23 protein-coding genes, 1 tRNA gene and 1 other RNA gene are annotated in these 26,221 nt (G+C 72.1%); 9 read left to right on the forward strand and 16 right to left on the reverse strand.

Annotated features, from left to right (window positions below):
• Positions 1-13: 13 nt before the first annotated feature.
• From WME90_RS47305 to rnr, 7 genes are all read right to left on the reverse strand, one after another.
• Positions 14-1,264, reverse strand: coding sequence for an MSMEG_0565 family glycosyltransferase (locus WME90_RS47305; protein WP_437278698.1), 1,251 nt, complete (start codon positions 1,262-1,264; stop codon positions 14-16).
• Positions 1,261-2,295, reverse strand: coding sequence for a sll0787 family AIR synthase-like protein (locus WME90_RS47310; RefSeq protein ID WP_437278699.1), 1,035 nt, complete (start codon positions 2,293-2,295; stop codon positions 1,261-1,263). Before WME90_RS47310 ends, WME90_RS47305 begins: the two co-directional genes overlap by 4 nt.
• Positions 2,295-2,810 carry an MSMEG_0567/Sll0786 family nitrogen starvation N-acetyltransferase gene (locus tag WME90_RS47315; RefSeq protein ID WP_437278700.1) on the reverse strand — a complete coding sequence of 172 codons (516 nt, stop codon included), beginning with the start codon at positions 2,808-2,810 and terminating at the stop codon, positions 2,295-2,297. Before WME90_RS47315 ends, WME90_RS47310 begins: the two co-directional genes overlap by 1 nt.
• Positions 2,707-4,026, reverse strand: coding sequence for an MSMEG_0568 family radical SAM protein (locus WME90_RS47320; protein WP_437278701.1), 1,320 nt, complete (start codon positions 4,024-4,026; stop codon positions 2,707-2,709). The genes WME90_RS47315 and WME90_RS47320 overlap by 104 nt, the downstream gene beginning before the upstream one ends.
• On the reverse strand, positions 3,971-4,999 hold the full coding sequence (locus tag WME90_RS47325; RefSeq protein WP_437278702.1) for a Nit6803 family nitrilase: 1,029 nt from the start codon (positions 4,997-4,999) through the stop codon (positions 3,971-3,973). Before WME90_RS47325 ends, WME90_RS47320 begins: the two co-directional genes overlap by 56 nt.
• A 14-nt stretch (positions 5,000-5,013) precedes the next feature.
• Positions 5,014-5,496 carry an MSMEG_0572/Sll0783 family nitrogen starvation response protein gene (locus WME90_RS47330; protein WP_012241614.1) on the reverse strand — a complete coding sequence of 161 codons (483 nt, stop codon included), beginning with the start codon at positions 5,494-5,496 and terminating at the stop codon, positions 5,014-5,016.
• 421 nt (positions 5,497-5,917) lie between these two features.
• A complete protein-coding gene (gene rnr / locus WME90_RS47335) occupies positions 5,918-8,290 on the reverse strand; it encodes a ribonuclease R (RefSeq protein ID WP_437278703.1) in 2,373 nt (790 codons plus the stop codon).
• Positions 8,291-8,382: 92 nt separating this feature from the next.
• Between rnr and WME90_RS47340 the strand changes: the two genes are divergently transcribed.
• Together WME90_RS47340 and add are read left to right on the forward strand one after the other, a co-directional pair.
• Positions 8,383-9,777: a vitamin K epoxide reductase family protein gene (locus tag WME90_RS47340; RefSeq protein WP_437278704.1), complete on the forward strand. Its 1,395-nt coding sequence runs from the start codon at positions 8,383-8,385 to the stop codon at positions 9,775-9,777.
• Positions 9,778-9,832: 55 nt separating this feature from the next.
• Positions 9,833-11,014 carry an adenosine deaminase gene (gene add / locus WME90_RS47345; protein ID WP_437278705.1) on the forward strand — a complete coding sequence of 394 codons (1,182 nt, stop codon included), beginning with the start codon at positions 9,833-9,835 and terminating at the stop codon, positions 11,012-11,014.
• Positions 11,015-11,154: 140 nt separating this feature from the next.
• Here add and nadE read toward each other — a convergent pair whose 3' ends face one another.
• The gene (nadE, locus tag WME90_RS47350) at positions 11,155-13,074 is read right to left on the reverse strand and encodes an NAD(+) synthase (protein WP_437278706.1); all 1,920 of its coding nucleotides are present in this window, start codon (positions 13,072-13,074) and stop codon (positions 11,155-11,157) included.
• An 11-nt stretch (positions 13,075-13,085) separates the two neighbouring features.
• Complete coding sequence (locus tag WME90_RS47355) at positions 13,086-14,072, reverse strand: hypothetical protein (protein ID WP_437278707.1); 987 nt, start codon at positions 14,070-14,072, stop codon at positions 13,086-13,088.
• Between the two features lie 366 nt (positions 14,073-14,438).
• Between WME90_RS47355 and WME90_RS47360 the strand changes: the two genes are divergently transcribed.
• From WME90_RS47360 to WME90_RS47370, 3 genes are all read left to right on the forward strand, one after another.
• Positions 14,439-15,302: a Crp/Fnr family transcriptional regulator gene (locus WME90_RS47360; RefSeq protein WP_437278708.1), complete on the forward strand. Its 864-nt coding sequence runs from the start codon at positions 14,439-14,441 to the stop codon at positions 15,300-15,302.
• 172 nt (positions 15,303-15,474) lie between these two features.
• Positions 15,475-15,557 (forward strand) — tRNA-Leu (locus WME90_RS47365).
• A 182-nt stretch (positions 15,558-15,739) separates the two neighbouring features.
• A complete protein-coding gene (locus WME90_RS47370) occupies positions 15,740-16,495 on the forward strand; it encodes a DUF721 domain-containing protein (RefSeq protein ID WP_437278709.1) in 756 nt (251 codons plus the stop codon).
• Here the strand turns inward: WME90_RS47370 and WME90_RS47375 are convergent.
• From WME90_RS47375 to purD, 4 genes are all read right to left on the reverse strand, one after another.
• The gene (locus WME90_RS47375) at positions 16,386-17,234 is read right to left on the reverse strand and encodes an FHA domain-containing protein (protein ID WP_437278710.1); all 849 of its coding nucleotides are present in this window, start codon (positions 17,232-17,234) and stop codon (positions 16,386-16,388) included. The genes WME90_RS47370 and WME90_RS47375 overlap by 110 nt on opposite strands.
• A 3-nt stretch (positions 17,235-17,237) precedes the next feature.
• Positions 17,238-18,116, reverse strand: coding sequence for an FHA domain-containing protein (locus WME90_RS47380; RefSeq protein WP_437278711.1), 879 nt, complete (start codon positions 18,114-18,116; stop codon positions 17,238-17,240).
• Between the two features lie 191 nt (positions 18,117-18,307).
• Positions 18,308-18,757, reverse strand: coding sequence for a hypothetical protein (locus WME90_RS47385; RefSeq protein WP_437278712.1), 450 nt, complete (start codon positions 18,755-18,757; stop codon positions 18,308-18,310).
• Positions 18,758-18,766: 9 nt separating this feature from the next.
• Entirely contained in the window at positions 18,767-20,104 is a 1,338-nt protein-coding gene (gene purD, locus WME90_RS47390; protein ID WP_437278713.1) for a phosphoribosylamine--glycine ligase, read from the reverse strand.
• A gap of 273 nt (positions 20,105-20,377) precedes the next feature.
• Here purD and WME90_RS47395 point away from each other — a divergent pair, with 273 nt between their 5' ends.
• Positions 20,378-20,818 carry a deoxycytidylate deaminase gene (locus tag WME90_RS47395; RefSeq protein WP_437278714.1) on the forward strand — a complete coding sequence of 147 codons (441 nt, stop codon included), beginning with the start codon at positions 20,378-20,380 and terminating at the stop codon, positions 20,816-20,818.
• Positions 20,819-21,028: 210 nt separating this feature from the next.
• Here WME90_RS47395 and ffs read toward each other — a convergent pair.
• Positions 21,029-21,118: signal recognition particle sRNA small type (gene ffs, locus WME90_RS47400), an RNA gene on the reverse strand.
• Positions 21,119-21,484: 366 nt separating this feature from the next.
• Between ffs and WME90_RS47405 the strand changes: the two genes are divergently transcribed.
• On the forward strand, positions 21,485-22,264 hold the full coding sequence (locus tag WME90_RS47405; protein ID WP_437278715.1) for a hypothetical protein: 780 nt from the start codon (positions 21,485-21,487) through the stop codon (positions 22,262-22,264).
• A gap of 92 nt (positions 22,265-22,356) precedes the next feature.
• Here WME90_RS47405 and WME90_RS47410 read toward each other — a convergent pair whose 3' ends face one another.
• Positions 22,357-23,280: a hypothetical protein gene (locus WME90_RS47410; protein ID WP_437278716.1), complete on the reverse strand. Its 924-nt coding sequence runs from the start codon at positions 23,278-23,280 to the stop codon at positions 22,357-22,359.
• 105 nt (positions 23,281-23,385) lie between these two features.
• On the opposite strand from WME90_RS47410, the gene def reads away from it, so the two are divergent.
• Complete coding sequence (gene def, locus WME90_RS47415; protein ID WP_437278717.1) at positions 23,386-23,961, forward strand: peptide deformylase; 576 nt, start codon at positions 23,386-23,388, stop codon at positions 23,959-23,961.
• A 27-nt stretch (positions 23,962-23,988) separates the two neighbouring features.
• The gene (locus WME90_RS47420; RefSeq protein WP_437278718.1) at positions 23,989-25,584 is read left to right on the forward strand and encodes a bifunctional metallophosphatase/5'-nucleotidase; all 1,596 of its coding nucleotides are present in this window, start codon (positions 23,989-23,991) and stop codon (positions 25,582-25,584) included.
• Between the two features lie 67 nt (positions 25,585-25,651).
• On the opposite strand, the gene WME90_RS47425 is transcribed toward WME90_RS47420, so the two are convergent.
• On the reverse strand, positions 25,652-26,077 hold the full coding sequence (locus WME90_RS47425; RefSeq protein WP_437278719.1) for a TraR/DksA family transcriptional regulator: 426 nt from the start codon (positions 26,075-26,077) through the stop codon (positions 25,652-25,654).
• Positions 26,078-26,221 lie beyond the last annotated feature (144 nt).

Below are 26,221 nucleotides of genomic sequence, written 5' to 3' on the forward strand. Positions count from 1 at the left end.
TCGCTCGCTCGCCCTACTTTTGGCGGGAACCAAGGAACTCGCGGTACACGTCGGACGCGATGCGGGCCGATCTCGCCCACGTGTACCCCGCCGCGGTCTCGATCGCCGCGGCGCGGAGGCGCCGCCTCACGCCCTCGTCCAGGATAGCTTCCATCGCGCCGGCGAGATCGTCTGTTCTCGAGGGATCGACGAGCAGCGCGTTCTGGCCGTTCGAGAGGAACTCGGTGAAGGGAGGCTGCGCAGAGCTCACCACCGGCGCCCCCGACGCCATTGCCTCGAGCAGGACGAGCCCGAACCCCTCGCGGACGGACGGAAAAACGAACGCGTCGGCAAGGCGATAGAGCGGCGGGATGAGCGCGTCGGGGAGCACGCCCGCGAGGACGAGCGGCGGCGGCGACGCGCCCGGCGGCGCGGGCCAGACGCCGCCTTCCCGCGCGACGGCCTCGAACTCGCGCTGGTAAGGTGCATAGTCGAACAGCGTCTCTCCGCCGGCGATGACGAGCTGGGCTCCGGGCAGCCGCCTCCGCACCGACAGGAACGCCTTGAGCAGGCCGATCGAGTTCTTGCGCGGCTCGACGCCGCCCACGGTCACGTAGAGCGGCGACCCCGTGGCGTTGAGGCGCGCGCGGAGCGCCGCGTCCCGCTCGTCGGGCGTGGGCGTATAGCGCAGCAGGCTCACCCCGTTCGGGACGATCGCGGCGTCGACGCCGTGTTCGGCCCGGAGCGCCTTCCGCCACGCCTCGCTGACGACGAGGCACGCGTCGGCCTCGCGCACGGAGCGGTCCTGGCAGGCGCGCAGGTACGGGCTGTCGTAGTCGTCGAGGTGGTGCACCGTCCGGAGGAAATGGGGGACGCGCCCCTCGGCGCGCAGCGCCGCGAGCGCGTTCGCGCTGATGCAGTCCTGCGAGTGCCAGACGTCGTGCCGCGCCCCGAGGCGGCGCAGCCCTTCCTCGAACTCCGCGATGCGCTGCCTCACCACCGCGTCGATCCCCGACGCCGGGGGCGCGGCGGGCACGAGGACGGACGGGCAGCGCGGCGCGCGGTAGAAGCCGCCCTGGTCCTTGTTCAGCGCGTAGATGCAGACCGACACGCCGAGGTCGTGGAGCGCCTCCGCGAGCTCCACCGTGTGCACGACGCCGCCGCGCGGCTTCGTCGAGTAGGTGAGGAGCGCAACCGAGAGCGGCGCGGCGTCGGCTGGCGCGGCGCTCATCGCGCCGTTGGCGGCGCCGGCGCTGATCGCGCCGGCTGAGGCGCGCGCGCTCATCGCGCGCCCTCGCGCCCGAGCCCGGTGAGCGGCTCTCCGGCGAGGTCCCAGAGCGTCTGCCGCTCGCCGGAGGCCTCCAGGGTGAGCCGCCGCGAGCCGTCGACGGCGCCGACCGCCGCGCTCGCGATGCCTCGCCGCGCGAACGCCGAGAGCACCTCGCCGGCGGCCCCGGGGCGCACGCTGAGCAGGAAGCCGTAGCTCGGGAACGCGAGCAGCCAGCGCGCGAGCGACAGATCGCGCACGTCGCGCGGCCTCGGGACGGCCGCGACGTCGAGCACCGCGCCGACGCCGGAGGTCTCGAGGAGCATGAGCAGCGTCCCCGCGACGCCGCCCATGCTGATGTCCTTGCCCGCGTCGCACAGGCCCGCCTCGGCGAGGGCGGGCAGGACCTCGAGGTCGCCGCGGAGCCGCGCCGGGTCCGTCCCTGTCGAGGCGTCCCAGAAGGGGTAGTCCGCGTGCATCTTGCCGCGCAGATCGATCGCCGCGACGAGCACGTCGCCGGGCCGCGCCGTAAAGCTCGTGATGAGCCGCCGCGCCCGCCCCGCGATGGCCACGGCGAGGGCGTTGTAGGGGCTGCGCGCGCTCGTATGCCCTCCAACGATCGGCACGCCGTAGGCGCGCGACGCGGCGACCATGCCTTCCCAGACCGGCTCCAGCGCGCCGGCCGAGGTCCCCCAGACGACGTCGACAACGGCGATGGGGCGGCCGCCCATGGCGTAGATGTCGCTGATGTTGACCATCACGGCGCTGTAGCCGGCGAACCGCGGGTCCCCTTCGAGGAACGCCGGCCATATCCCCTCGGCGGCGAGGAGCAGGTAGCCGTCTCCGTCGGGGATGGCCGCGCAGTCGTCGCCGAGCGCCGCGGGCCGCTCGACGGCGCCGGCCGCGTCCGCTGCGTCGTGAGCGCCGATCGCGCGCCCCGCGCCGGCCGAGCCCGGCGCGCCGGACAGGTGCCGCGCAGGGATCTGCACGTCCCGCTTCGCCAGGATGCCGATCGCGCCGCGCAGCTCGGCCGCGAGGCCGGCGAGCATCAGCGGAACCTCTGCCCGGGCGGCGGGCGGGGCTCGTCGCTCGGCGGGTAGCTGTCGAGGTCGGCCTCCATCAGGTGGTGCGGCCTGTCGCGGTGCGATCGCTCCTCGAGGGAGCGCCAGTGGATGCCCTCGAAGAACGGGACGTTGGCCGCCTGGACGAGCGCGAGGAACCGGCGGCAGCCCCAGCCGTGCGCGGTCGTGACCGCCTTGTGGACGAGGCCGCGGCCCACCACGCCCTGCTTGCGGTGGGCGCGCTCGACGCCGAGCCGGCCGCCGTACCAGAGGCCTGGCTCCGCCTCGTAGATGCGCACGGTGCCGACGAGCTGCGGGCCCTCGGGCGCTCCATGCTGCATATGCTGCATGGCCGCGATGGGGAACGCGGAGGCGTCCCAGTCGTCCTCGTCGGTGGCCTTAAACAGCCCTTGCTCGTCGCAGAAGATGGACCGGCGCAAGCGGAGGTACGCGAGATACGTGTCCCTGCTCTGCACAAGCTCGAAGCTGTAATGTGGCGTCATCGGAGCTCTCCGAGGTTGATGTCCATGCCGCGGCGGGTCCCGGCGGCGTCGCGGCCCGGCCTTCTGCCTCGAAGCCCGAGAGCCCCGAGCACGCGCCGCAGCGGGCGCAGCCCGCCTTCACGTCGGTCGAGCGCAGCCCCGCCCGCGCGAGCAGCGGGCCGATGTGCTCGTAGATCGCCCGCATGAAGTCGCCCGAGGGCGGCGCGCGATCGGCCCCGGGCGTCCCCGGGATGGGCACGAGCGGGACGAGGAACGGATAGACCCCCATCGCGATGAGCCGCTCGCTCGCGTCGAGCAGCGAGGCCAGGGAGTCGCCGAGCCCCGCGATGAGGTACGTCGACACCTGGCCGCGCCCGAACACGCGCACGGCCGCCTCGAACGCCTCGAAGTAGCGGGCGACGCTCACCTCGGCCTTGCCCGGCATCACGGCCGCGCGCACCTCGTCCTCGACCGCCTCGAGGTGCATGCCCAGGCTGTCGACGCCGGCCGCGCGCATCCGCTCGAACCAGGCGAAATCGTCGGGCGGCTCGCACTGCGCCTGCACCGGCAGATCGACGCGCGCCTTGATGCCGCGCGCGCAGTCGGCGAGGTGCGCCGCGCCGCGATCGGCCGACCGCGGCGTGCCCGTCGTCAGCGTCACGTGCCGCACCCCGTCGAGCCGCGCCGCCGCCTCGGCGACCTCGCCGAGCTGCTCCGGCGTCTTCTTCGCGATGGTGCGCCCCGCCGCGAGCGACTGCCCGATCGCGCAGAAGGTGCAGGCCTTCTCGCGCTCCGTGTACCGGATGCACGTCTGGAGCACCGTCGAGGCGAGGACGTCGGCCCCGTGCAGCAGCGCGATCTTGGGGTAGGGGATGCCGTCCTCCGTCGAGAGGGCGTAGAACCGCGGCGTCTTCACGAGCGCGATGGGCGCGAGCTCCAGGCCGTCCCGCTCGACGGTCCCCGCCCCGTCGCGCCCGAGCCGCGCGATGAACGGCGACGCCGCCGCCTGGTCGGTGTGGATCGGGATCATCACCGTGGCCCCGCGGAGCGTCGCCGCGACGTGCTGGGTCGGCCCTGCGCCGCCGCGGCGCGAGGTCCACGCTGCGCGGCGGCCCTCGCCCTCGCCGGAGGCGGCCTCCTGCGAGGGCGCGGCGCCCGCCTCGGCTGCGCCCTCGGGGGCCTCAGCCAGCCTCAGGCCGAACGACTGGAGCTCGGTGATCAGCGTCTGGGTATCCATGGTCCACCGCCGCAGGGGCAAGGGAGGAGGCCTTGGGGTTGCCCGCGCCGAGCGTTATCGAGCGCTCCGCCGTATCCATCCAAAGCCGCAGCAAGTCGGGCCGGGCGTAGTGCCCCGCCGCATCCATCATCCGCTTTCGCTTCGTGATCAGGGCGAAATCGAGCTCGGCGACCGCCATCCCCTCGCCGTCGGTCACCGGCGGGCACGCGTGCACGCCCTCCGGCGTCACGATCGCCGTCATGCACCCGCCGCGCAGCACGCCCTGGATCTGCTCGTTCGGGGCGATCTCCCGGACCTGCTCCGGCGTCAGGAAGGCCGTGGCGTTCACCACGAAGCAGCCCGACTCCAGCGCGTGGTGCCGGATCGTCACCTCCATCTGCTCGGCGAAGATGGGCCCGACCAGGGAGCCGGGGAACTGGCTGCAATGGATCTGCTCGTGCTGCGCGATGAGCGCGAACCGCGCGAGCGGGTTGTAGTGCTCCCAGCACGCGAGCGCGCCGAGCCTCCCGGCCGCGGTGTCCACGGTCTTGAGCCCCGAGCCGTCGCCCTGCCCCCAGATCATGCGCTCATGGTAGGTCGGCGTGATCTTGCGCCGGTGGAGCACCAAGGCGCCGTCGCTGTCGAAGACGAGCTGCGCGTTGTACAGCGTCCCGTGATCGCGCTCGTTCACGCCGAGCACCACGACCACCCCGTGCGCGCGCGCGGCGGCCGCCACGGCCCGTGTCACCGGGCCGGGGACGGTGACCGCCTCGTCGTAAAGGCGCATGTGCTCCTTGCCCATGGAGGGCGGCGGGAGCACGAAGGAGAAGTACGGATAATACGGGACGAACGCCTCGGGGAAGACGCAGAGCTCCGCGCCCTCCTTCGCTGCCCTGGCGATCGCGCCGACGACTCGCTCGGTCGTCCCGTCCCGGCTGCCGAGGACGGGACTGGCCTGCACCGCAGCCGCCCGGACTTTGCGGTTGAACTCCATGGAGGGCGCTCGGGTCAGAGCGTCCAGGAGTGGACCATGAACGCGTTGTCCCGGCGGTGGATCAGCTGGATGTCGAGCACGTCGAGCGGGCTGATGGGCTTGATGCCCGGGATCAGCGCGTGCTCGCCGTGGCCGTAGAGCGCCTGCAGCGCGAACCGGCAAGCGTACACCTTGCCGCCCTCCTCCATGAACCGGCCGATCTGCTGGTTCACCGCGAGGTGCCCGGAGAACGCCTCGCTCCCGAGCTTGGGGAAGCCGCGCTGCAGTCCCAGCGTGACGCCCGGCCCATAGAGCAGGATGGATGTCTCAAACCCCTTACGTTGGAGGCGGATCGCCGTCAGCACGTTGACGAGGCCGATCGACCCTTCGAAGGCCACCGTGTGAAAGGTAACCAGCGCCTTCTCTCCCGGCTTCGCCTTGACGTCTTCGAAGACCTTCTCCTCGTAATCGACCAGGAAGTCACCAGCGTTGTAAGCGGGATACGTCGGCTTCGGCATTGGTTACCTCTCTCCTAGAATGAGTTAGTTGAGAACATAGTGGTTTTCTGAACGCAAGGGAAATGCAGGAGCCGCTCCCTCTTTTGAGCGGGTATGAGTCGTGAAAGGGCGTGAACCGGCGTGAAAGGGCGCGGAGGGGGTACGACTTTGGATCTGGCGTCGACGCTCGCAGCGCCCCGTTCGGCTTTTGCCGCGGGTTGCGTCGGTAGCGTCGGTTGCGCCTGTCGGGTCGGTCGCGGCTGTCGCGCAGGGGCGACGATTTCGACGGGTTCGACTCGCTTTGTTTCGCGGGTTCGTTCCGGCGATTTCGACGAGGTTTCGGGCGCTTGTCCGGGAGAACGAGCGTGGCTGGGGAGGAGCTGCGCGCTCGCGTGTCCGAGCGGCAAAGCCTTGGCAGCGAATCGCGCGCTATGGAGGCCTGCTACCGCTGCTTCTTTCGCACCTTGGCGCTCTTGCCGCCCTTGGTACGCTTGCTGGGCTTAATGCCCTTCGCAGGCTTCGTGCTCTTGCTGATCTTGACACGACGGGTTGGCCGTGCGTCCGCCGCGTCGCGCCGCAGCCGGCGCGGCTTCGGCTCATCCGACGCCGGTCCGCCGGCGAGGCGCCGGCCGTAGACCGAGCGCCGGAGGATGGCCACGTCCTCGATCTGCACGAGCATCGCGTCGCCGATGGCGATCCGATCTCCTGACCGACGGCCGATGACGCGCAGCCCCTCGTCGTCGATCTCGTACGCATCCGGGCCGAGCGACTCCATGCGGACGAGCACGTCGACGAACGGATCCTCGATGTTGACGTAGACGCCGGCGCCCACGATGCCCGTGACGGTGCCCTCGAAGGTGTCGCCGAGCCGGGAGCGCATGAGGAGCGCGCGGTGCAGGTCGACCACCTCGCGCTCCACGTCCATCGCCTTGCGCTCGCGCTCCGACGCCATGATGGCCGCCTCGCGCAGCCGCTCCGTGGCCGCCTCGCTCTTGTCGATGCGCTCGCCGCGCAGGACCCCGCGGATGGCCCGGTGCGCCGTGATGTCCGGGTACCGCCGGATGGGCGAGGTGAAGTGCAGGTAAGCGCTCGAGGCCAGCCCGAAGTGGCCGACGTTGGCGACGTCGTACACCGCCTGCTTCATCGCGCGGAGCAGCAGCATGTGCAGCACCTGCTTCTGCGGGTGCGCGTCGAGCTTCTTCAGGAACACCGACAGCCGCTTGGGGTCGGTCGCGTCCTCCGGATCGAACGCGAGCCCGAGCTCTCCGCACATCGTCGCGAAGCGCTCGAGCTTCGCCTGGTCCGGGGGAGCATGGTACCGGAAGACGGTGGGGATGCCCTGGTCGACGACGAACTGCGCGCACGTCTCGTTCGCGAGGAGCATCAGCTCCTCGATGAGCTGGTAGGCCTTCGCCACGCCGGGGTCGTGGCTGCGCTTCTGCACGTCGACGGGCGCGCCCGTCTGCGGGTCGAGCACCACCTTCGCCTCGGGCAGGTCGAGGTCGAGCGCGCCCCGCCGCATCCGCCTGCCGCGGAGCAGGCGGGCGAGGTCCCACATCACCTGAAGGTCGTTCCTGAGCGCCTCGGCCTCGGGGCTGCGCGGCGGCTCGGGGGTGAACCCGAGCGCGCGCGCCACGCCGGGGTAGGTGAGCTTCGCGATCGAGCGGATGTACCCCTCGATGACGCGGGCCCTCCGGACCGTCGCCGTCGCGTCGAGCTCGACCTCGACGCACAGGCAGAGGCGGATCACGCCCGGCAGGAGGGAGCAGAGGTTCGACGACAGCGCCCGCGGCAGCATCGGGATCGCCCGATCGGGCAGGTAGACCGAGTTGCCCCGCGCGAGCGCCGCCTGGTCGAGCGCGCTGCCCGGCCGCACGTAGTGCGAGACGTCGGCGATCGCGATCCAGGCCCGGTACGAGCCGTCCTCCTCGCGGATCACCCACACCGCGTCGTCGTGATCGCGCGCGTCCTCCGGGTCGATCGTCGGCATGGGCAGGTGGGTGAGGTCCGTGCGCCCCTCGAGCGCCTCGGCCGGCACCTCGCCCCCGAACGCCTCGGCCTCGGCGATCGCCTCGGGCGGGTGCCCCTCCTCGATCCCCTCGCGCACCAGGATCTTGGCGACCTCCACGTTCGGATCGCCGGGCGTCCCGAGCACGGCCTCGAGCACGCCCTCCGGGTTCTCATCGACCAGGTCGGGGAAGCGGGCGATCGAGACGACCGCCGCGGCGCCGTCCTCCGCGTCGGGCGGCACGAGCGGCCCGCCCTGCTCGCGCGGCACGATCACGATCGGCCCGCGGACGCGCCCGTCGTCCGGCTCGAGCCAGGCGCTCCTGCCTCGCCGCCGTAGCACGCCCGCCACGCGCGCGTGACGCCGCTTGACGACGCGGACGATCTCCCCCTCCACGCCGCGCCGCGAGCGGGTCGAGATGCGCACGACGACCGTGTCGCCGTGGAGCGCGCCGCCCATCGCCTCGGGCGAGACGTAGACGTCCTCGGCCGCCCCTCCGAGCGCCACGAAGCCGAACCCGCGCGGGTGTACCGTCAGCGTCCCCTCCTGCTCGGCGCCGCGCGCCTCGACCTGCTTCTGGCTCGTGCGGAAGCGCTGCCCGGGGAGGGCGACGATGCTGCCCTCCAGCGACAGCTCCTCGAGCAGCCGCTGCAGCTTCGCGTAGCGGCTCGGCTCGACCCCGAGGCGCTCGGCGATCTCGTTCGCGTGCAGGGCGCGCTTGAACGAGGACAGCAGGTCGACGACGGCCTCCCGGCGGCGCGCGCCGGAGCCGGTCGTTGGGGTATCTCCGCGAGATGAAGAACGCATGAAACTCGACTAGCACGAGTCTCCTCGCGCTGGCTGTCTCCGCCCGGGTCCGGTATGCCTCGAGCCCGCTCCTCATCGACCCGCAACGACCGATGCTGCTGAACTCGATCGCCCTGCTCCTCGCGCTGGTGCTCCTCGTCGGCCTCGCCGGCAGAGGCAACGTCTTCGCAGTGCGTCCGGCCGGTGACCGGCGTGAAGGGGGCGACGGGCGGCCTGGGCGCACGTCCCCGGAGGCGGCTCAGGCGAGCCCCGACGCGCCCGCGCCGCTGCCGTCGACCGACGAGCGGCAGGCTGGGCGCGCCCGGTTCTTCGTCACGCTCTTCCGGCTCGCGCTCTTCGTCGCCATCGCGGCGAGCGCGGCGCTCGTCGTCGAGTACCAGAACGCGGGTGATCCCGCGTTCTGCGGCGTCTCGTCGGGGTGCTTCGCCGTCAGGATCTCGCCGTACAGCCGCTTCCTCGGCGTCCCGCTGCCGAACCTCGGCCTCGCGGCCTACACCTCGCTCCTCACCGCCTCGCTGCTCGCGCGGGCGCGCTGGCACCACGCCGCGATCGCGGCCGCCGCGGCCGTCGGCGGCCTCGCCGCCGCGGTGCTCCTCGGGCTCCAGACCTTTGCGATCGGCGCCTTCTGCGCGTGGTGCGTCGCGGTCGATCTCGCGGCCTTCGTCGCCGCGATCACGTCTGCCCTCGTCGCGCGGCAGGCGCGGCGCACGCCGGCCGCGGCGTTCGATCGCGCTGCCCAGGCCGGGCTGCTGGGCACCACGGTGTGGGGCGCGGCCGCCGCGGCCGCGATCGGCTTGCCGTTCCTCTGGGGCAACCACCCGGTCATCCCGCCGCTCCCGCCGGAGCTCGCGGCGCTGCAGGAGCCGGGCAAGATCACGATCGTGGCCTTCACCGACTTCGAGTGCCCCTTCTGTCGCAAGCTGCACCCGGAGCTGAGCAAGATCGAGGAAGCCTACGGCGACAGGGTGCGCCACGTGCGCAAGATGGTGCCGCTCCCCATCCACCCCGGCGCGCTCCCCGCCGCGAAGGCCTACGTCTGCACGCCCGAGGACAAGCGCGAGCAGGCCGCGGCGCTGCTCTACAGCGCGTCGCCGAGCAAGCTCACGGACGATCGCGTCGCGTCCGTCCTCTCGCCGCTCGGCCTCTCCGCCGCGGCGCTCGAGGCCTGCCTCGCCGCGCCCGAGACCCAGGCCGCCATCGACGCGGACGTCGCGCTGTATGGGCGGATGGAGGCGCGCGGGCTCCCGACGACCTACGTCGGGCGGCGCCTTGTGGTGGCGTACAACCCCGATCGGATCCGCGATGCGCTGCGCCGTGAGGCCGCCGGGGACGACGTGAGCTTGCCGCTCCCGTGGCTCTTCGTCGCGCTCTTCGGGGTGGCCGCCGTCGCCGTGCTCGTGGGCGGAAGGGATCGCTCGCGCGGCGCGGCGGGCGAGGGCAGCGCGGCGCCCTCGTCGTCCTCGTCGTCCTCGCCCGAGCGATCGTGAGCGACGCCGCCCCGGGCCGCCTTTCGCGGCCGGTCGGCGGGTGACAGAATAGCTCATGAGTGATCATCCCGAGCTAGCCGGCAAGCTCCCCCTGGAGTTCTTCCGGCAACTACCCAAGACCGATCTGCACGTCCACCTCGACGGCTCCCTGCGCCTCGAGACGATCATCGAGCTCGCCCGCACCCACCACGTCGAGCTCCCGACGTACGAGCCGGCAGAGCTGCGCAGGGTGATGAACCTGGGCCAGAACTGCGGCTCGCTCGTCGAGTACCTCAAGGCGTTCGACATCACGCTGCGCGTCCTGCAGACCGAGGAGGCCCTCTACCGCGTCGCGTACGAGCTCGCGGAGGACGCCGCGCGCGAGAACGTCCGCTACATGGAGGTCCGCTACTCGCCGATGCTGCACACCCGCTTCGGCCTGCGGCTGACGAGCGTGGTCGAGGCGGTGCTCTCCGGGCTCAGGGCGGCGCGCGAGGCGCTGGGCATCGAGAGCAACGTCATCGTCTGCGGCATCCGCAACATCTCGCCGGAGTCGTCGCTGGAGATGGCGGAGCTCGCGGTGGCGTACAAGGGCCGCGGCGTCGTCGGGTTCGACCTCGCCGGCGCCGAGTACGATCACCCGGCGAAGCACCACAAGGCCGCGTTCCAGCTCGTGCGGCAGAACAACATCAACTGCACCATCCACGCCGGCGAGGCGTACGGCCCCGAGTCGATCGCGCAGGCGCTGCACGTCTGCGGCGCGCACCGGATCGGCCACGGCTGCCGCCTGCGCGAGGACGGCGATCTGCTCCACTACATCAACGATCACCGCATCCCGCTCGAGTGCTGCCCGTCGTCGAACGTGCAGACCGGCGCCGTGCGCGATCTCGGCTCGCACCCGCTCAAGCTCTACCAGAGCCTCGGCCTGCGCGTGACCGTCAACACCGACAACCGGCTCGTCACCGATACGACGGTGTCCCACGAGCTCTGGCACTGCCACACGAAGATGGGGTTCGGGCTGAAGGAGATCAAGGCGACCGTCGTGGCCGGCTTCAAGAGCGCCTTCCTCCCGTTCCACATCAAGCAGGCCTACCTCCGACGCGTCACCGAGGACCTCGAGCGCTTCTCCGCCGACGGCTCGATCCGCCCCGCCGCGGCCCCCTCGGCCCTTGGCCACGACGGGATCGAGGCCGCGTCGAGAGACGGGAAGGACGGCAGGCAGGGGGCCTCGGCGTCCGTCGAGAAGGCCGCCAACTGACGCGTCGCTGGTCGACGCGTCGCGCGCCGCGCGCCGCGCGCCGCGCGCCGCTGATTGATGCGTGGCGCGTGGCGCGTGGCACGTCCTCGAACGGTGCGATCGCGCGGCGCGGCGCAGCGGCCGCGCCCTCGGCGGCGCGCTCAGCCGCCCTTCCACTCGGTCCGCTGCACCACCGGCAGCTGCAGCGCGCGCTCGCGGTCGAGATCGAGCGAGCCGAGGTGGATCGCGATGGGCGACTGCACCCACTTGAAGATCGATCTCGAGAACAGCGTCGCGAACTTCTCGGCCCAGGCGCGCAGCGCGGCGGGGTCCTTGTCCGGGAACAGGCTCGGGAGCGCCGCCGCGACCTCGTCGGCGGCGAGCTTCTCTGCGCCGTAGAGGTAGAGGCACGCGTCGAGGACCTCGAACGGCATGAGCTCGGCCTCGCCGGACTGGTTCTCGGCGAGCTCCGGCCCCGCGGTGGTGGCCAGCGTCTGGTGGATGCCCTGGAAGCCGAAGCGCTGTGAGAGGCGCTCGAGCAGCGCGATGACCACCGTCTTCGGCAGGTTGGCGATGACGCTGAACGCCCCCTCGAGGTCGCCGCCCACCGTGGTGTAGCCGAGCGCCTTCTCGCTCATGTTCCCCGTCTGCAGGAACAGGGCGCCGCTCGTGTTCGCCCAGTTCCACATGCGCCCGCCGCGGATGCGCGCCTGCACGTTCTGCTTCGTGAGCTCGGTGAGCTGCCGGCCCTCGCCGACCATCGCGTGGGCGGCCTCGAGCTCCCGGGGGAACGCGTCCTCGATCGGGATCACCGCGAACGACACCCCGAGATCGTCGGAGATCTGCGCGGCCGCCCGGTGCGTCGCGTCGCTGGAGTAGCGGGAGGGCATGAAGAACGCGTGGAGCGACGCCTTCATCCGCTCGCGCAGGGCGGCGCCCTCGAGGCCCGGGTGGATGAGCTGCACCGCGCGCCAGGCGACGAGCAGCGTGAGGAGCGAGTCGCGGCCGCCCGAGAGCGCGAGGCCGATGCTCGTGAAGGCGCCGATCTTGCGGTAGTAGTCGGCGACGCCCAGCGCGAGCGCCTCGTAGAAATCGTCGAGCAGCTCGTCGCGCGCGGAGATCGCGGGCAGCGCCGCCGACGGCAGGAACGGCGTCGTGCCGGCCGGCGGGGCGGGGTAGGAGAGGCGCGCGCGGTCCGCCGTCTCCCCGTCGATCCGGAGGACCTGCACCATGCGGGGGGAGGCGCGGCGGAACTCCTCGAGATCGCTGCGCCAGGTGCTCGCCTCGCGGCGGCAGCGGGTGGTCCGGTCGAGGTCGACGACGGCCGCGGAGAACCCCTCGCGGAACCGCGGCGCCTCCAGCATCGGCCGGCCGTTCTGGTTGATGAACCCGCCGCCGTCGAAGACGAGCCCGTCGTTGCCGCCGACCAGGTTCGCGTAGGCGATCGTGCACTGGTTGTCCGAGGCGCGGGTCGCGAGCATCTCGCGCCGGGTGCTCGTCACCCCGGCGCGGAACGGCGACGCCGAGATGTTGCAGACGATCTCGGCGCCGGCGTAGCAGCGGCGCCGCATCGGGCCGTCGGGCGACCAGATGTCCTCGCACACCTCGACCGCGATCGTCCCGAAATCGAAGGCGTAGACGCGATCGCCGCAGAGCACGCCGTCGGCGTCGAGCTCCATGAACGGCATGCCGCGCGAGAACGTCCGCGCCTCGTAGAAGATGTTGTACGTCGGCAGCTTCTCCTTGGGGGAGAAGGCGAGCACCCGGCCGGCGTGGACGATGGCGCCGGCGTTGAAGAGGTCGCCTCCCACGCCGACGGTCACGCCGATGACGAACACGGTGCGGAGCTGCGCGGTCCCCTCGGCGAACCGGCGGAGCTCGCGCTGCTGGCTCGCGACGAACGCGGGCCACTGCACGAGGTCCTCGGCCGCGTAGCCGCCGATCACCTGCTCCGGGAAGACCGCCAGGGTGACGTCGTCGCGCGACATCGCGTGGGCGAGCGAGAGGCACCGGTCGGCGTTCGAGCGGACGGCGCCGACGGTCGCGTTGACGTTGGCGATTCCGATCTTGACGAGTCGCATCGGGCGGCAGCCTACCGCGGCAGCACGGCGCTGAGCAGGCCGAAGAGCTTGTCGAGCTCCCCGGGCGTCACGCGCCGGTTCGACTTCACCCGGTCCCCCTCGGCGAAGAAGACGATCGGGTCGACGACCCGGACCGTCACGATCGCGATGCGGAACGAGGTCACGCGCTCGAGCTCCTCGTTGAGGAAGGCCGCGTCGCGGGCGGCGAGCTCGGGGCTCTCGCTCGCGCCGTCGAGCGCGACCATGGCGCCGCCGTCCTTGGCCAGCGTCACGGTGGCCGCGAGCGACCTCACGGTGGGCGGCACGCGGGGCGCCTCTCGCGGTCCCTTCAGCGTCCTCGCCGGGTCGATCGCCGCGGCGATCGCGGCCTCGTCGCCCGTCGGCTCGGGGAAGCCACCCGTGCCGATGAAGCGCCGCGCCTCGCGCGCCCGCGCGACCGGCAAGACGACGAGGAAGTCCGGCTCCACCGTCGCCACGACGCGCGTGTGCCCCTTGAGGGTGACGCGCACCGCCGGCACGCCGAGCCCGCTCTCCCGGGCTCCTGGCGGCTGGCTGCGCGAGAGGAGCGCGTCGAGCCCCGACTCCAGCTCGTCCGGCGGCACGTTGTGCTGAAGCACGACCACCGCGTCGTTGGCCGCGTCCGCGCGCGGCGCGGTGACGAAGGCGCGCTCGACGTTCTTCTCTGGATCGAGCCCCGTGCCGGCGAGCACGGGGCCCCACAGATCGAGCGCCGCGAGCCGGGCCATGATGGGGTGCCCCCGGGTCCTGTCGCCGTAGACGAGCACCGAGACCTTCCCCCCGGCGATCGACTGCGCGATCGCGGCGGCGTTGCGCGGCTTCGGCGGCGGCGCCGTCTCCGCGCTGACCGGCGTTCCGGACGACGCGGAGCCGCACGAGGCGACGAGGAGGGCGAGGCCGATGACGACGAGCCGCAGCAGCGAGCGGCGCAGCGGCGAGGGGCGCATCGCGGCGAGGAGCCCTTGGCGAACGGACGGCATCACCCGGGCGACGTTACCGGCACCTACCCGATCCTGCCAGCTGGGCAAACCTCCTCGGCGTCCGGGCGCGCGTCGGGGCCTGTCGACGTGTCGACCTGCCGATCGCCGATCGCCGAGCATCCCTTGCGCCTTGCGCGACGGGCGACGTGACGATGCGCGGCGCGGCGACGATGCGAGAAGGTGCGCGGGCTCGCGATCCAGCTCGCGCACCTTGTTCGAGCCAGGCCATCCCTCTTCCTCGGGTCGGGACCTGGAGTAGGATGCCGCTCCCGCGGTCCACGCCCAGCTCGTGCGCGCCGCAACGGTCCGTGTCTCGCAACGTCGCGGACGCGGAGCCCGACCCCTGTTGAAGAGGAGTGTCATCCCATGGCGGTCCGCCCATCCGACCTGCACGCGATCCCCCTGTTCGAGAGAATCACGGAGGATCACCTCGATGAGCTGATGAAGGCGTTCCAGCGCCAGGAGGTCCCGTCCGACCACGTGCTCTTCGAGGCCAGGAGCGCGCCGGCGCACCTGTTTCTCCTGGTCCGAGGCGAGGTCGCGCTGCTCGAAGCGGGCGAGACGCGCTTCCGCCTGAGCCCCATCTCGCCCATCGGCGAGCTCGGCGCGCTGACCGGCTTCCGGCGGACGACGACGGCCGTGACGACGCAGCCTTCGGAGATCTGGCGCATCGGCGTCGCCGAGCTCCAGGACTTCTTCGAGGCGCACGGCGACGTCGCGTACCCCTTCTACAACAACCTGCTCAACGTCGTGGCCGGCAAGATCCGGCGCGACGCGCGCCGCCTCGAGGAGACCCGCGCGAACCTGATCCGCACGCAGAAGGCGATGAAGCGGCTCCTCGAGCTCGTGCTCGACAGCGAGGAGACGCCGCTGAGCAAGGTCATCTGCGCGACCCTCGAGGATCTCATCGAGAAGAACCGGCGCTCCCACTACATGGTCGAGCCGGCCCACACGCTGAAGAGCTCGGTCCGCCTGGACAGCGGGGCGCTCGTCCCCGTCGTCGAGCTCTCCGACGGCTGGCTGCGCCTCGCCGGTCTGCGCGACGCCGTGAAGGGCGCGCACTGGAGCGGCGTGCTCGTCCTGCCCGCGCGCGAGATCCCGGTGAGCGGGACCCTCGACGCGGTCGACGATCACGGCGCGCTCGTGAAGCTCGATCTCTTGATCGACGAGTACGCCGCCGCGCTCCAGGACTACCTGACACGCCTCCAGATGCTGGATTTCGTGGTGTGAGCTCTCGCCGCGCGGCCCGCGGCCGCGCGGCGAGGAGCGACGGCCGCCGCTCGGCCGCGCTCCTTGTTTCTCCGCTTCCCCTCCCTGCTCGACCGCTCTCGGACCGATCCCGTTGCCAGGATCGTGCCCGGTGATCTACGGTTCCAGGAGCTCGCTGACATCCCAGCGCTGAGCCGAAGTGGCGGAATGGCAAACGCGGCGGATTCAAAATCCGCTGTCCGCAAGGGCTTGTGGGTTCGAGTCCCACCTTCGGTACCGAGAGCGCCTCCCAAAACCTCCCATCGCCGGGCAGCCGAGGAAAGCTGCTCCGCCCTGGCGGGTTGCCGTCCTGGTCACAAGGCGGCGGGCGGGGGCGCTGACCGTTCGTGACGCCGGGCGAGCCTGGACGGCGCGCTCTGCCGGAGCACGCCGCCGTCAGGCTGCTACGCTCGGCGCGCATGTCGCGTCGGATCGGAGGGGGCATCGAACGGCTGGGCGCGCTGATCCAGCGCGAGTCCTCGCTCGCACCGCCGACGGAGGTCGACTCCTCGCCGATGCCGTTCCGCGAGTGGGAGGCCGCCGTTGGATCCCGGATCGCCGCGCGCGCGCGGCCGCTCAAGCTCGAGCGCGGCGTGCTGCACGTCCGCGCGGCGAGCTCGATGTGGGCGCAGGAGCTCTCGCTGCTCGGCGACGCCATCACCGCGCAGCTCCGGGCGCGTGGCCTCCCGGTGCACTCGCTCCGGTTTCGCGTCGGCAAGGTGGAGCCGGTCGCGCGGCCGCCGTGGCGCGAGGAGGTCCGCCCGACCCCGAAGGATGCGCCGCTCCCGTTCGAGGTGCGGCGAGAGCTCGGGAAGGTCGCCGATCTCGATCTGCGCGAGGCGATCGCGAAGGCCGCCGCGAGGAACCTCGGGTGGCAGGAAGCAGAGGCGAGAGCGAGCGCGCTCCCGCGCAACGCGCCGCCGCCGCTCCCGTCTGCAGCGCCGCCGGCGTCCCACGCGGCGCCGCCGCCTGTCCCACGCGGCGCCGTGCGCGCGGCGCAACCGCCGGCTTCGCGTGTGTCGCCCGAGGCCGCCGCGCCCGCTGCGCCCGGCGGCGAGGCGGCGGCTACTTCGCCGCGACGAGGCGCTCGAGACCCTCGATCCGCTGCATCAGGAACCGCTCGGTCGGACCGAACGAAGGAGCCATCCGGCGCAGGTCGTCGAGGTAGATCCTGAGCGGCTGTATATCGAGCGTCTTGACGCGCCGGACGACGGTGTAGAGCTCGTCGACGACGGGGCCGGGCAGCGGGCGGCGCGCGATCGTGAAGAGCTCGAACGCGTAGTTGACCCACGTCCCCTTGGTGGTGGCGCCGGCGAGGCGGGCCGCGTAGCGCGCGGCGAGCTCCGCGGCCGGCATCTCCAGCGGCACGTTCGTCCTCGCGCGGCTCAGGATGTCGATCAGCACGGTCTGCAGGATGCGCTCGGCCTCCTCGCTCCGGCCCATCGCGAGCGCCTTGTCGGCGAGGCTCGCGAGCAGGCGCAGCGACTGGAAGCCCTTCGATCCGCCGTCTCCCGTCGGGCTCGTGAGCTCCGTCGGGTCGTCCGACATCTTGCGCATCTCGGTCAGCGCCATCGCGCCGAGCGTCGCCGTCGCGCGCCGGAACTCGACCCCGTACGCGTCGTGGGGGCGCGACTCCTCACCGCCGTAGAGCAGCATCTCCTGGCTGCCGATGATGATGCGATCGCCGTCGGTCAGCTCGCGCTGGCCGGAGATGCGCGTGCCGTTGACGTACACGCCGTTCCTGCTCTCGAGGTCGAGCACGGCCACGCCGTCGTTGCGCACCTGCAACGTCGCATGGCGCCGCGATACAAGCGGATCGTCGAGCGAGAGCTGGCAGTCGCCGCTCCGGCCAATCACGAAGGGCCCTTCGGGGAGCTCGAAATCGTGCGCCAAATACCGGAGGCGGAAAGGCATGGTCTATTTCAGTGCGCCGAGGCGCTCGAGCCCTTCGATACGCTGGAGGATGAACCGCTCCGCCGGGGTACGCTCTCCTGCGCGCTCGCGGAGCCGCTTCGCATAGCCACGGAGAATGGACATGTCGACGGCCTTCACCTTGCGCAGGACACTATACAGCTCATCGACGAGGTAGGCGGGGAGTAGGAGCTCGAGCCGGGTGTTCAGCTCGAAGATGTAGTTGATCCACGACCCCCGACCGGTCGCCGAGGCGAGGCGGGCCGCGTACATGCTGGCCTTCTCGACCAGCTCGGGCTGCACGGCGCCGACGCCCCCGTCCCGCGCCTTCGTGAGGATGTCGGCGAGCGAGCGCTGGAGGATGCGCTCGGCCTCGTCCACGCGCCCCAGGGCGAGCGCCTTGTCGGCCACGCTGCCGATGAGGCTGAGCGCGTGCACCCGCTTGTCGGGGTGCTGCGGGACGAGCCCGGGCAGCGACCTGCGGGAGGCGATGGCCGTCGCGCCGTCGTCCTCGCCGCCGGGCATCTCGCTCATGTCGACCGTGCGCGCGTTCTGCTGCCTGGTCCAGAGCGGCGCGCTGCGCGGCGAGTGCGCCGAGCTCGGCTCGATCGCCCCGAGCAGGAACATCTCCTGGCCGCCGATCGCGATCTTGTCGCCGTCCGACAGGATCTGGCGCCCCGCGATCCGGGCCCCGTTGATGAGCACGCCGTTGCGGCTGCCGAGATCCTCGATCGCGACGCCGCCCTCGCCGACGGTCAGCAGCGCGTGCCGGCGCGACACCAGCGGGTCGTCCAGCGACAGCTGGCAATCCGCGCTCCGTCCGATGAAGAACTCGCCGAGCGGCACCTCGAGATCGTGGGCGAGGTAGCGCAATCGGATGCCCATGATCGAGCCATACCAACAGCCCAACAGGCCGTCAAAAGACAGCTTTCGGGCCGTGTAGCATTGGTTTGCAAGCCCACAAGAACGGCCTTGCAACACGGACGGGAAGTCCGTTGCCGTCTTACAGTATCACACCAATTGGCGTGACGCCCTGGCGCGTCGTCGCGCGTCGTCGCGACGGGCCTGGGCGAAGGTCAGGGCAGGCGAGAGAGGACCCGGAGCAGCCTAAGGAGGAGCCTTGGGTGCGCGATGAGGCCGTAGATCTTGAGCTCCCCGCTGGCCACGAGGCGCGCGAGATCGCGCAGGGGGGCGCTCTGCCGGCGGTGCAGCACGCCCACCTTCGGGAAGCGCAACCAGCGGTGGAACGCGATGTCGGGGAGCCGGCGCAGCGCGGTCTCGTCGCCGCAGAACGTGACGGAGGGGATCCCGATGGCGCCGTCGTGGATGGTGAGGCGTCCGTGATCGAAGCGCATCGTCATGGACGTGCCGGCGTCCTGCGCGACGACGAGCACGGAGCCGCGCAGCGCCCTGAAATCAGCGGCGCGCTTCGGGTCGCGCGCGAGGTGCTCGCGGATGAGCTGGCCGAAGTGGGCGGCGAGCGGGTTCTCCTCCGCGCCTGGGGCGAGATCGACGATGGGGTGCATGGTGCAGCCTCACCCGGCCGCGCGCGCTCCGTCCACGCCGATGTCGCGGCGGAGCACCTTGCCGTCGAAGTCGATGGCGCCCGCGGCGCGGAAGGCGCGCTCCCGCGCCTCGGCGAGCGAGTCGCCCGCGGCGGTGACGGCGAGCACGCGGCCCCCCGCGGTCACGATCGCGCCGTCCCGCTCGGCCGTGCCCGCATGGTTCACGAAGGCGCCCTCCACCGCGGCCGCGGCGTCGAGGCCGCGGATGACGTCGCCGGTCACGGGCGCCGTGGGGTAGCCGCGCGCCGCGAGGACGACGGTGAGCGCGTGGCGGCCGGGGGCGACGCGCGCCGCCCCGGGGTCGAGCGCGCCCGCCGCGGCGGACGCGCAGAGCTCGGCGACGTCGCCCTCGAGGAGCTCCATCAGCGCCTCGCACTCGGGGTCGCCGAAGCGGACGTTGTGCTCGAGCAGGATGGGATCGCCGGCGGGCGTGATCATCAGGCCCGCGAACAGCACCCCGCGGAAGGGCCTCCCTTCCGCCCGCATGCCGTCGATCGTCGGCCGGAGGATCTCGCGCTCGACGCGCGCGGTCAGCGCCGGGGTAACGCCGGCGCTCGGCGCGAACGCGCCCATGCCGCCCGTGTTCGGCCCGGTGTCGCCCTCGCCGACGCGCTTGTGATCGCGCGCCGCCGGCAGGACGAAGATCGCGTCGCCGTCGCTGATGGCGTGCAGGCTGGCCTCTTCGCCCTGGATCGCGTCCTCGAGGATCACGGTCGCGCCGGCGTCGCCGAAGCGGCGATCCACGAGCATGTCCTTCGCCGCCGCGAGCGCCTCGTCGACGGTCGTCGCGACGACGACGCCCTTGCCGGCGCAGAGGCCGTCGGCCTTCACGACGATGGGCGCGCCCCGCTCACGGATGACGCGGGCCGCCTCGTCGAAGGAGCGCACGATCCGGAACGGCGCGGTCGGGATCCCGTGGCGCGCGGCGAACTCCTTGAGGAACGCCTTCGATCCCTCGAGGCGCGCCGCCTCGCGGCTCGGCCCGAAGACGGCGACGCCCTCGGCGGCGAGCGCGTCGGCGACGCCGGCGCAGAGCGGCGCCTCGGGGCCGACGACGACCAGGTCGGCGCGCTCGCGGACGGCGAGCCGGGTCGCCTCGGCGGGCGACAGGGAGGGGAGGTCGACGCGGCGGATCGGGGCGCGGCCGGCGCCCGCTTTCGCGTGGGTCCCGGCGTTGCCGGGCGCCACGATGACCTCGGCGACCGAGGTCGATCGGGCGAACGCGCGCGCGAGGGCGTGCTCGCGCCCCCCGGAGCCGAGCACGAGGATGCGGCGATCTGACCTTCGGGTGTTGGCGGCGGAGCTCACCCCCGCGCGCTACCACGCGCCGGCCCTCGCTGTCGAGGCGCCTCGCGCGGTCCCGCGCCCGCGGGGGCTCCGCGGCGCCCGACATCGTGATAGAAGCGCCTCGGGGCGCGCGGCGCGGCTCATCCAGGGCCGCGGGCGCGCGCCGCCGGGCCCTTCGCGAGGGACGCGAGGGACCGGACGGCGGATCCCTGAACATTCTGGAAGGATCGACGCGCGCTGGTCCCCGCACATCGAGGGGACGGCGGGCGCGGATCCACGCCGTGGAGATGAGCGATGACGCACCGGGCTTCGTGGGATGAATATTTCATGCGCATCGCCGAGGTCGTCGCGTCGCGGGCGACCTGCGATCGGAAGCACGTCGGCGCGGTGATCGTGCGCGAGAAGAGCATCCTCGCGACCGGGTACAACGGATCCATCCGGGGGCTGCCCCACTGCGACGAGGAGGGGCACCTGATCGAGGACGGCCACTGCGTGCGCACGATCCACGCGGAGGCCAACGCCATCATCCAGGCCGCGCGGAACGGGGTGCGGATCGACGGCGCGACGGTCTACGTCACGGCCTCGCCGTGCTGGGGGTGCTTCAAGATGATCGCGAACGCGGGGATCTCGCGCGTCGTCTTCGGCGAGTTCTACCGCGACGAGCGCATCTTTCGGTTCGCCACCGAGCTCGGGCTCGAGCTCGCCCCGCTGGAGCGGCGCGAGACGCCCGCCTGAGACGTAGTCCGGATCCAGAACACGACGCCCGAGCAGACCGTCCAGCTCACGGGAGGGACAGGTGGCGGGAGCGGGCGGAGGCTGCGATTTTCAGGCTCGTCCTGAGCGGCAACGGGCTCGACGCCCCTCGAGGGCCTGCATCGTCGCGGCCACGACCTGGCTCGGCGACCGCGCCCCGACGTGAGCGCAGGAGCGTACCGAACCACAAAAAGTAAGTGGGCCCGCCACACTCGCTTTCCGCTACCGTTGCTCCCTTCCGGGCCTGGCGGGGTTCACGGCGCGCTGTCGGCGGACCCATGAGGTTCAGGCGCTTTCGCCTGACGCAGGAGACGTCGTAGTCGAACCTCAGCCCCGTGTCGAGCCCCACGGAGCGTTCGGCGGCGTTTGATGGGACCACGGCGTCTCGGCTCCTCTGCGAGCGTCGCGCCGCCCACACCACGCATTCACGCGTCCACGCGTCCACGCGTCCACGCGTCCACGTGTCCACGCGTCCACGCGTCCACGCGTGGTTCCCTCTCCGGGTGTGAGCGCGGTGCCAGTGAGGTGTGAGCGTCAGCGGGGTGGGATCGGGGTGTGGGCGCGGGGCGTGAGCGCGGCGTGATCGAGCTGGAGCGGCATCGCCCGGGACTTGCCTCGTACAGGAAGCCCCGTACGCTTGGAGGTGTCGTGGATCCGTTCGATTCCGAGGACGAGGGACGGGGGAGCCGGCTGACTCCGGTGCTTCTCTTCATCGGCTCCGCAGCGCTGGCGGCGGTCGCGCTCCGGCTCGCCTGGCGGCAGCCGGTGATCATGGGGGCGGTGCTCAGCGTGATCCTCGTGTTCGCTGCGGCCCGCTGGCTCGCTCGCCGCAAGCTGCGCAGGCTGCTGCGCTCGGGCGACGTGGGCTCGGTGCTGCAGCGCTGGTCGTCGACGCTGCACCGCATCCCGCACCCCGCCACGATGGCCCCGCTCATGACCGCGACGGCGTTCGCGGCCTATGGTTGGGTCGAGAAGGCGCGCGCGGCCCTGGCCGCTGCCGAGCGAGGGCCTGCGTGGGACGCCGCCCTCGAGCACCGCCTCTTCCTCGACACGCTCCTCTGCACCTTCGAGGGCGATCGCGATACGGCCCTCGCGCAGGCAGGTCGCCTGGAGCGCCTCCCTCTCCCGGACATCAGCTCGCCTTTCCGCAGCCGGGTCGTCACGTTGCGGTCGGCGGCCGGCGCGCTCGCCCGCGCCTTCGCCCACAGGAGCGTGCCGGGCGACCGCGCCCTGCTGGAGCGCGCGAGCGAGGCCAGCCCGCTCGTCTTCTGGGCCATGCGTTACGCCGCGGCCGTCGTCGCCATCGACGAGGGCGAGCTCACCCGCGTCGAAGAGCTCCTCGCCGACGCGCCCTCATGGCCCCAGGAGTCGACGTTCCGCGCCTTCCACGACGAGATCGCCGATCGCGCCGGCCTCCCCGCCCGGTGAGCGCCTAGCGGGCCCGCTCATCGCACGCGTACCGCTGCGCGACGCCGACCGGAACGCCGGTCCTTCCAGGGGCGCCTTGTCCGTGGGCAGGTTCAGCCCTGGAACAGTGTGCGGATGTAGCAGTAGGCGCGCGCGCCGGGGGCCGCGCTGGCGGGGTCTTCCGTCGAGTCCGGCACGAACGCGCCGAGCGCGCCGAGCGCGCCGCCGAGGGTGAACGTGCGCAGCGCGATCCTCGCGCGCGTGCCCGCGAAGCACGGCTTGCGGTAGGCGATCTCCACCCTCCGGGCGAGCACCGCCGTGCCGTGGCCGTGCGCCGAGAGGCGCCGCAGCGCGGCCTCCGCGAAGAGCCGCGGGTACACGAGCGAGTTCACGTGCTGGTTCCCGTCCGTGTGATCCAGGCCGAACGCGACGGAGATCGGATCCAGGGTCGGCACGGCGTCGAGCGGCTCCGCGCCCTCCGGCAGGGCCATCAACGCCTCCGGCGAGCGAAAGTCGTAGCGCTCTGGCGGCACCCCCGGCAGATCCGGGGACTCGAAGCGCAGCACCTTGCGCGCCCCGGGCCCCGCGAACGGCCGCGTGAAGACGTGCTCGGCGAACACGCGACCGATCTGGATCGTCTCGCCCGCGCCGGGCGGCGGCGGGCCGTAGGTCTGGCTGCGGCGCCCGCTGGCCGAGAGCCACATCGCCAGGATCAGCCGATTCACCTGCGAGGTGGCGTCCTCCGTGTGCGCCAGCTGGTAGCGGCCCCGCAGCTGCAGCGGCTCCCGCGTCGCGATCGGCCCCTCTCCGCCCTCGATGACGAGCCGGGTGAGGATCGGGACGATCCCTTGCGTCGACATGAGCGCCTCGATGGGGCTCGCCCGCAGGAGCTTCACCCAGACCGCGGGTCCGAGGCCGTGCGGCAGCGCGTCCAGCATCACCCGGCCGTTCTGGCTGACGTCTTCGAAGCGGAGGTGCATGACGGCGGTCGCCTGCTGCTGCTCGGGGACGCAAGGTTCGTCGGGGAAGTCGTGCATGTCCCGTCTCCATAGCTGACGCCGCCGCGCGCCGCATGGACGGGCGCGTGGACGCCGCCGTGGCCCGGCCAGGCCGGCGGCGCGCCGCTATGGTACGATCGCCGCGTGACGCTCCTGAAAATCGCCCATATCGGCAACCCCGTCCTCAGGCAGCGAGCGCGCGAGGTGACGCCAGAAGAGCTCTCGTCCCCCGCGATGCAGGCGTTCATCGACGATCTGGTGGAGACGATGCGCGACGCGAACGGCGCGGGCATCGCCGCCCCTCAGGTCCATGCGCCGGTGCGCATCTTCGCGGTCGAGGTGCAGGACAACCCTCGTTACCCGTACAAGCCGAACATCCCGCTCACCGTCGTGGTCAATCCGGTGATCGAGCCGCTCACGCAGGAGACGTTCGAGAACTACGAAGGGTGCCTGAGCGTCCCGAACCTGAGGGGGGTCGTCGACCGGTTCACCGAGATCCGGCTGACCGGCCTGGATCGCGGCGGGAGGCCGATCGACCGCACCGTGCGCGGGCTGACGGCGGGCACCTTCCAGCACGAGAAGGATCACGTCGACGGCGTGCTCTTCGTCGATCGCGTGAAGGATCCGCGGACGCTCTGCACCTGGGCGGAGTTCGATCGCTATCACAAGCAGCCTTTCGTCGAGCGCATCGTCCCGTTCATCCAGCGGATGGGCGGCTGAGGTGCCTCATCGCGCGGATCCTGCTCGGTGCGTGTGATCGCTGCGCGGGAGGCTCCTCTCGCTCGCGCCGCGCGCGCGCTCGTCGCGCTCTCGCTCGCCGCGCGCGCGCTCCTGTCCCTGGCCGCGTGCGACCCCAGGGACGCGGCGACGGCCGCGAAGGTGCCGGCGCCGGCCGAGCGCGCTCCAGCCACGATCACGCTCCTCTACACGACGGACGAGCACGGGTGGCTCCTCTCCACCACCGAGAGAGGCCAGGTGCTCGGCGGCGCTGCCGAGGTGCTCGCCGCGTGGGCCTCGCGGGAGGGCCATTGCGCCGGCCCGGCGCCCGGAGCGCCATCTCCGCTCCCTCCGTCGCCGGCCTGCCAGGACCCGTCGACGCTCGCGCTCTCCGGCGGCGACAACTGGACCGGGCCCGCGATCTCTTCCTATTTCACGGGGGCGCCGATGGCCGACGCGATGGCACGGATGGGCTACGCCGCGTCGGCCTTCGGAAATCACGAGTTCGATTTTGGCAGGGACGCCTTCCTTCAAAACAGGACGCGGTCGCGAGCCGCGTACCTGGCGGCGAATCTGCGCGTCACGGATCCAGGGCTCTCCGCGTTCGCGCTGCCGCCCTTCGCCGTGTTCGAGCGGCGCGGGCTGCGCATCGGCGTGGTCGGGCTGGCGACGGCGCGCACCCGCGAGGCCGCGGCCGCGAGCCGCTTCGAAGGCATCGATTTCGAGGACGAGGAGGCTGCTCTCTCGCGCGCCATCCCCGAGGCGTGGCGCGCCGGCCCGGACGCGCTCGTGCTCGTCGCGCACGTGTGCCAGGACGTGATCGAGCCCATCCTCGCGCGTCACCCCGAGTGGCGCCTGTCGTTCGTTGGCGCCGGGCACTGCCACAAGAAGGCCGAGCTCCGCGTCGGCGGCGCCCCGCTCGTCAACCCCGGCTGGCGGCTGCGCAGCTATGCCCGTGTGTCGCTCGAGATCGATCCCCGGCGCCCGCTGCAGCGGCGCGTGGTGTCGGCCTCCGCGGAGGTGGTCGACGTGTCCCACCCGGAGGGCGCGCCGGCCGTCCCGCCCGACGCGGCGCTCGTCGAGGCGAGCGCGGGCTGGCAGCGCGCGCTGGACGAGGCGCTCGGCGAGCCGATCGGGTATTCGAGCGACGGGATGGAGCGCGAATCCACCGAGATCCAGCGCTGGATCGCGGGGGCCTGGCGCGAACAGCTGGGGGTCGACGTCGCGATCCTGAACAAGGATGGCATCCGGCAGGCCGTGCCCAGGGGGCCGATCACGAAGGCGACGGTGTTCTCCGTGCTCCCGTTCGACAACAAGCTCGTCATCTGCACGCTGAAGGGCAGCGAGCTCCTCGAGACCCTCCGGAACCCCGACGCCGTGCTCGTCGGTCTATCGCCTGCAGGGGACGGACGTTACGTCCTGCCCGACGGGCGATCGCTGGACGAGGGCCGCCGCTACACCGTCGCGACGATCGACTTCCTCTACTTCGGTGGGGACGGCTTTCGCTTCCAGGCGCAAGACCCTTCGCCGCGCTGGACGGGGCTCGACTGGCGCGCGCCGGTGATCGAGTGGACCAGAGCGCTCGGCACGAGCTCGAGCGCTCCCCTGGACGCGCGCTTCCGCTAGCGCAGGCCGCTCGTCTCTGCCCCGCGCTGGCGGGGAGGGACGCGCGTGGTCTCTTGGCGGCGCGCGATCAAGAGCCGCCGCCGGTCCGCTCTTCGCGCTCGATCTGCTCCTGGTAGGCGACGCTGTAGCGCGCCCACGGACGCAGCTTGAGGCGGCGGTAACCGATGGGCTCGCCGGTCCCCTCGCACATGCCGTAGCTCCCTTCCTTCATCTTGGCGAGAGCGCGGTCGATCTCGGCGAGCACCCGGACATCGCGCTCCAGGAGCTTCGATGTCAGCGAGGTCGCGCCCTCGGCGTTGGCCTCGTCCATCTCGTCGCCCACCTCGCGCGAGATGTCGCGCTCCGCGTGCTGCCGCTCATCGATGTTGGCGACGAGGCTCGCCCGGCGCTCCTCGAGCGCCTGCTTGAGCTCGTCGAGCTGCTCCTGGGTCAGATCGGGCAGATCGGAGTCGTCCGTTTCGGGCGCCGCGCGGCGCACGGGCGGCCTCGGCATAGCGGCTGCCGTCGTGACGGATATCTCCGGCCGCGCCGGGCTCGTTCCGTCGCGACTCGCACCTTCACGGTTGTTCATTGTTTCCTCTCATCTTCTCGGTGGCAATTCGCATACCGATCTTGAACGTGGGCGGACGACGCACGC

Source organism: Sorangium sp. So ce375, from assembly GCF_051473855.1.
Taxonomy (GTDB): Bacteria; Myxococcota_A; Polyangia; order Polyangiales; family Polyangiaceae; genus Sorangium.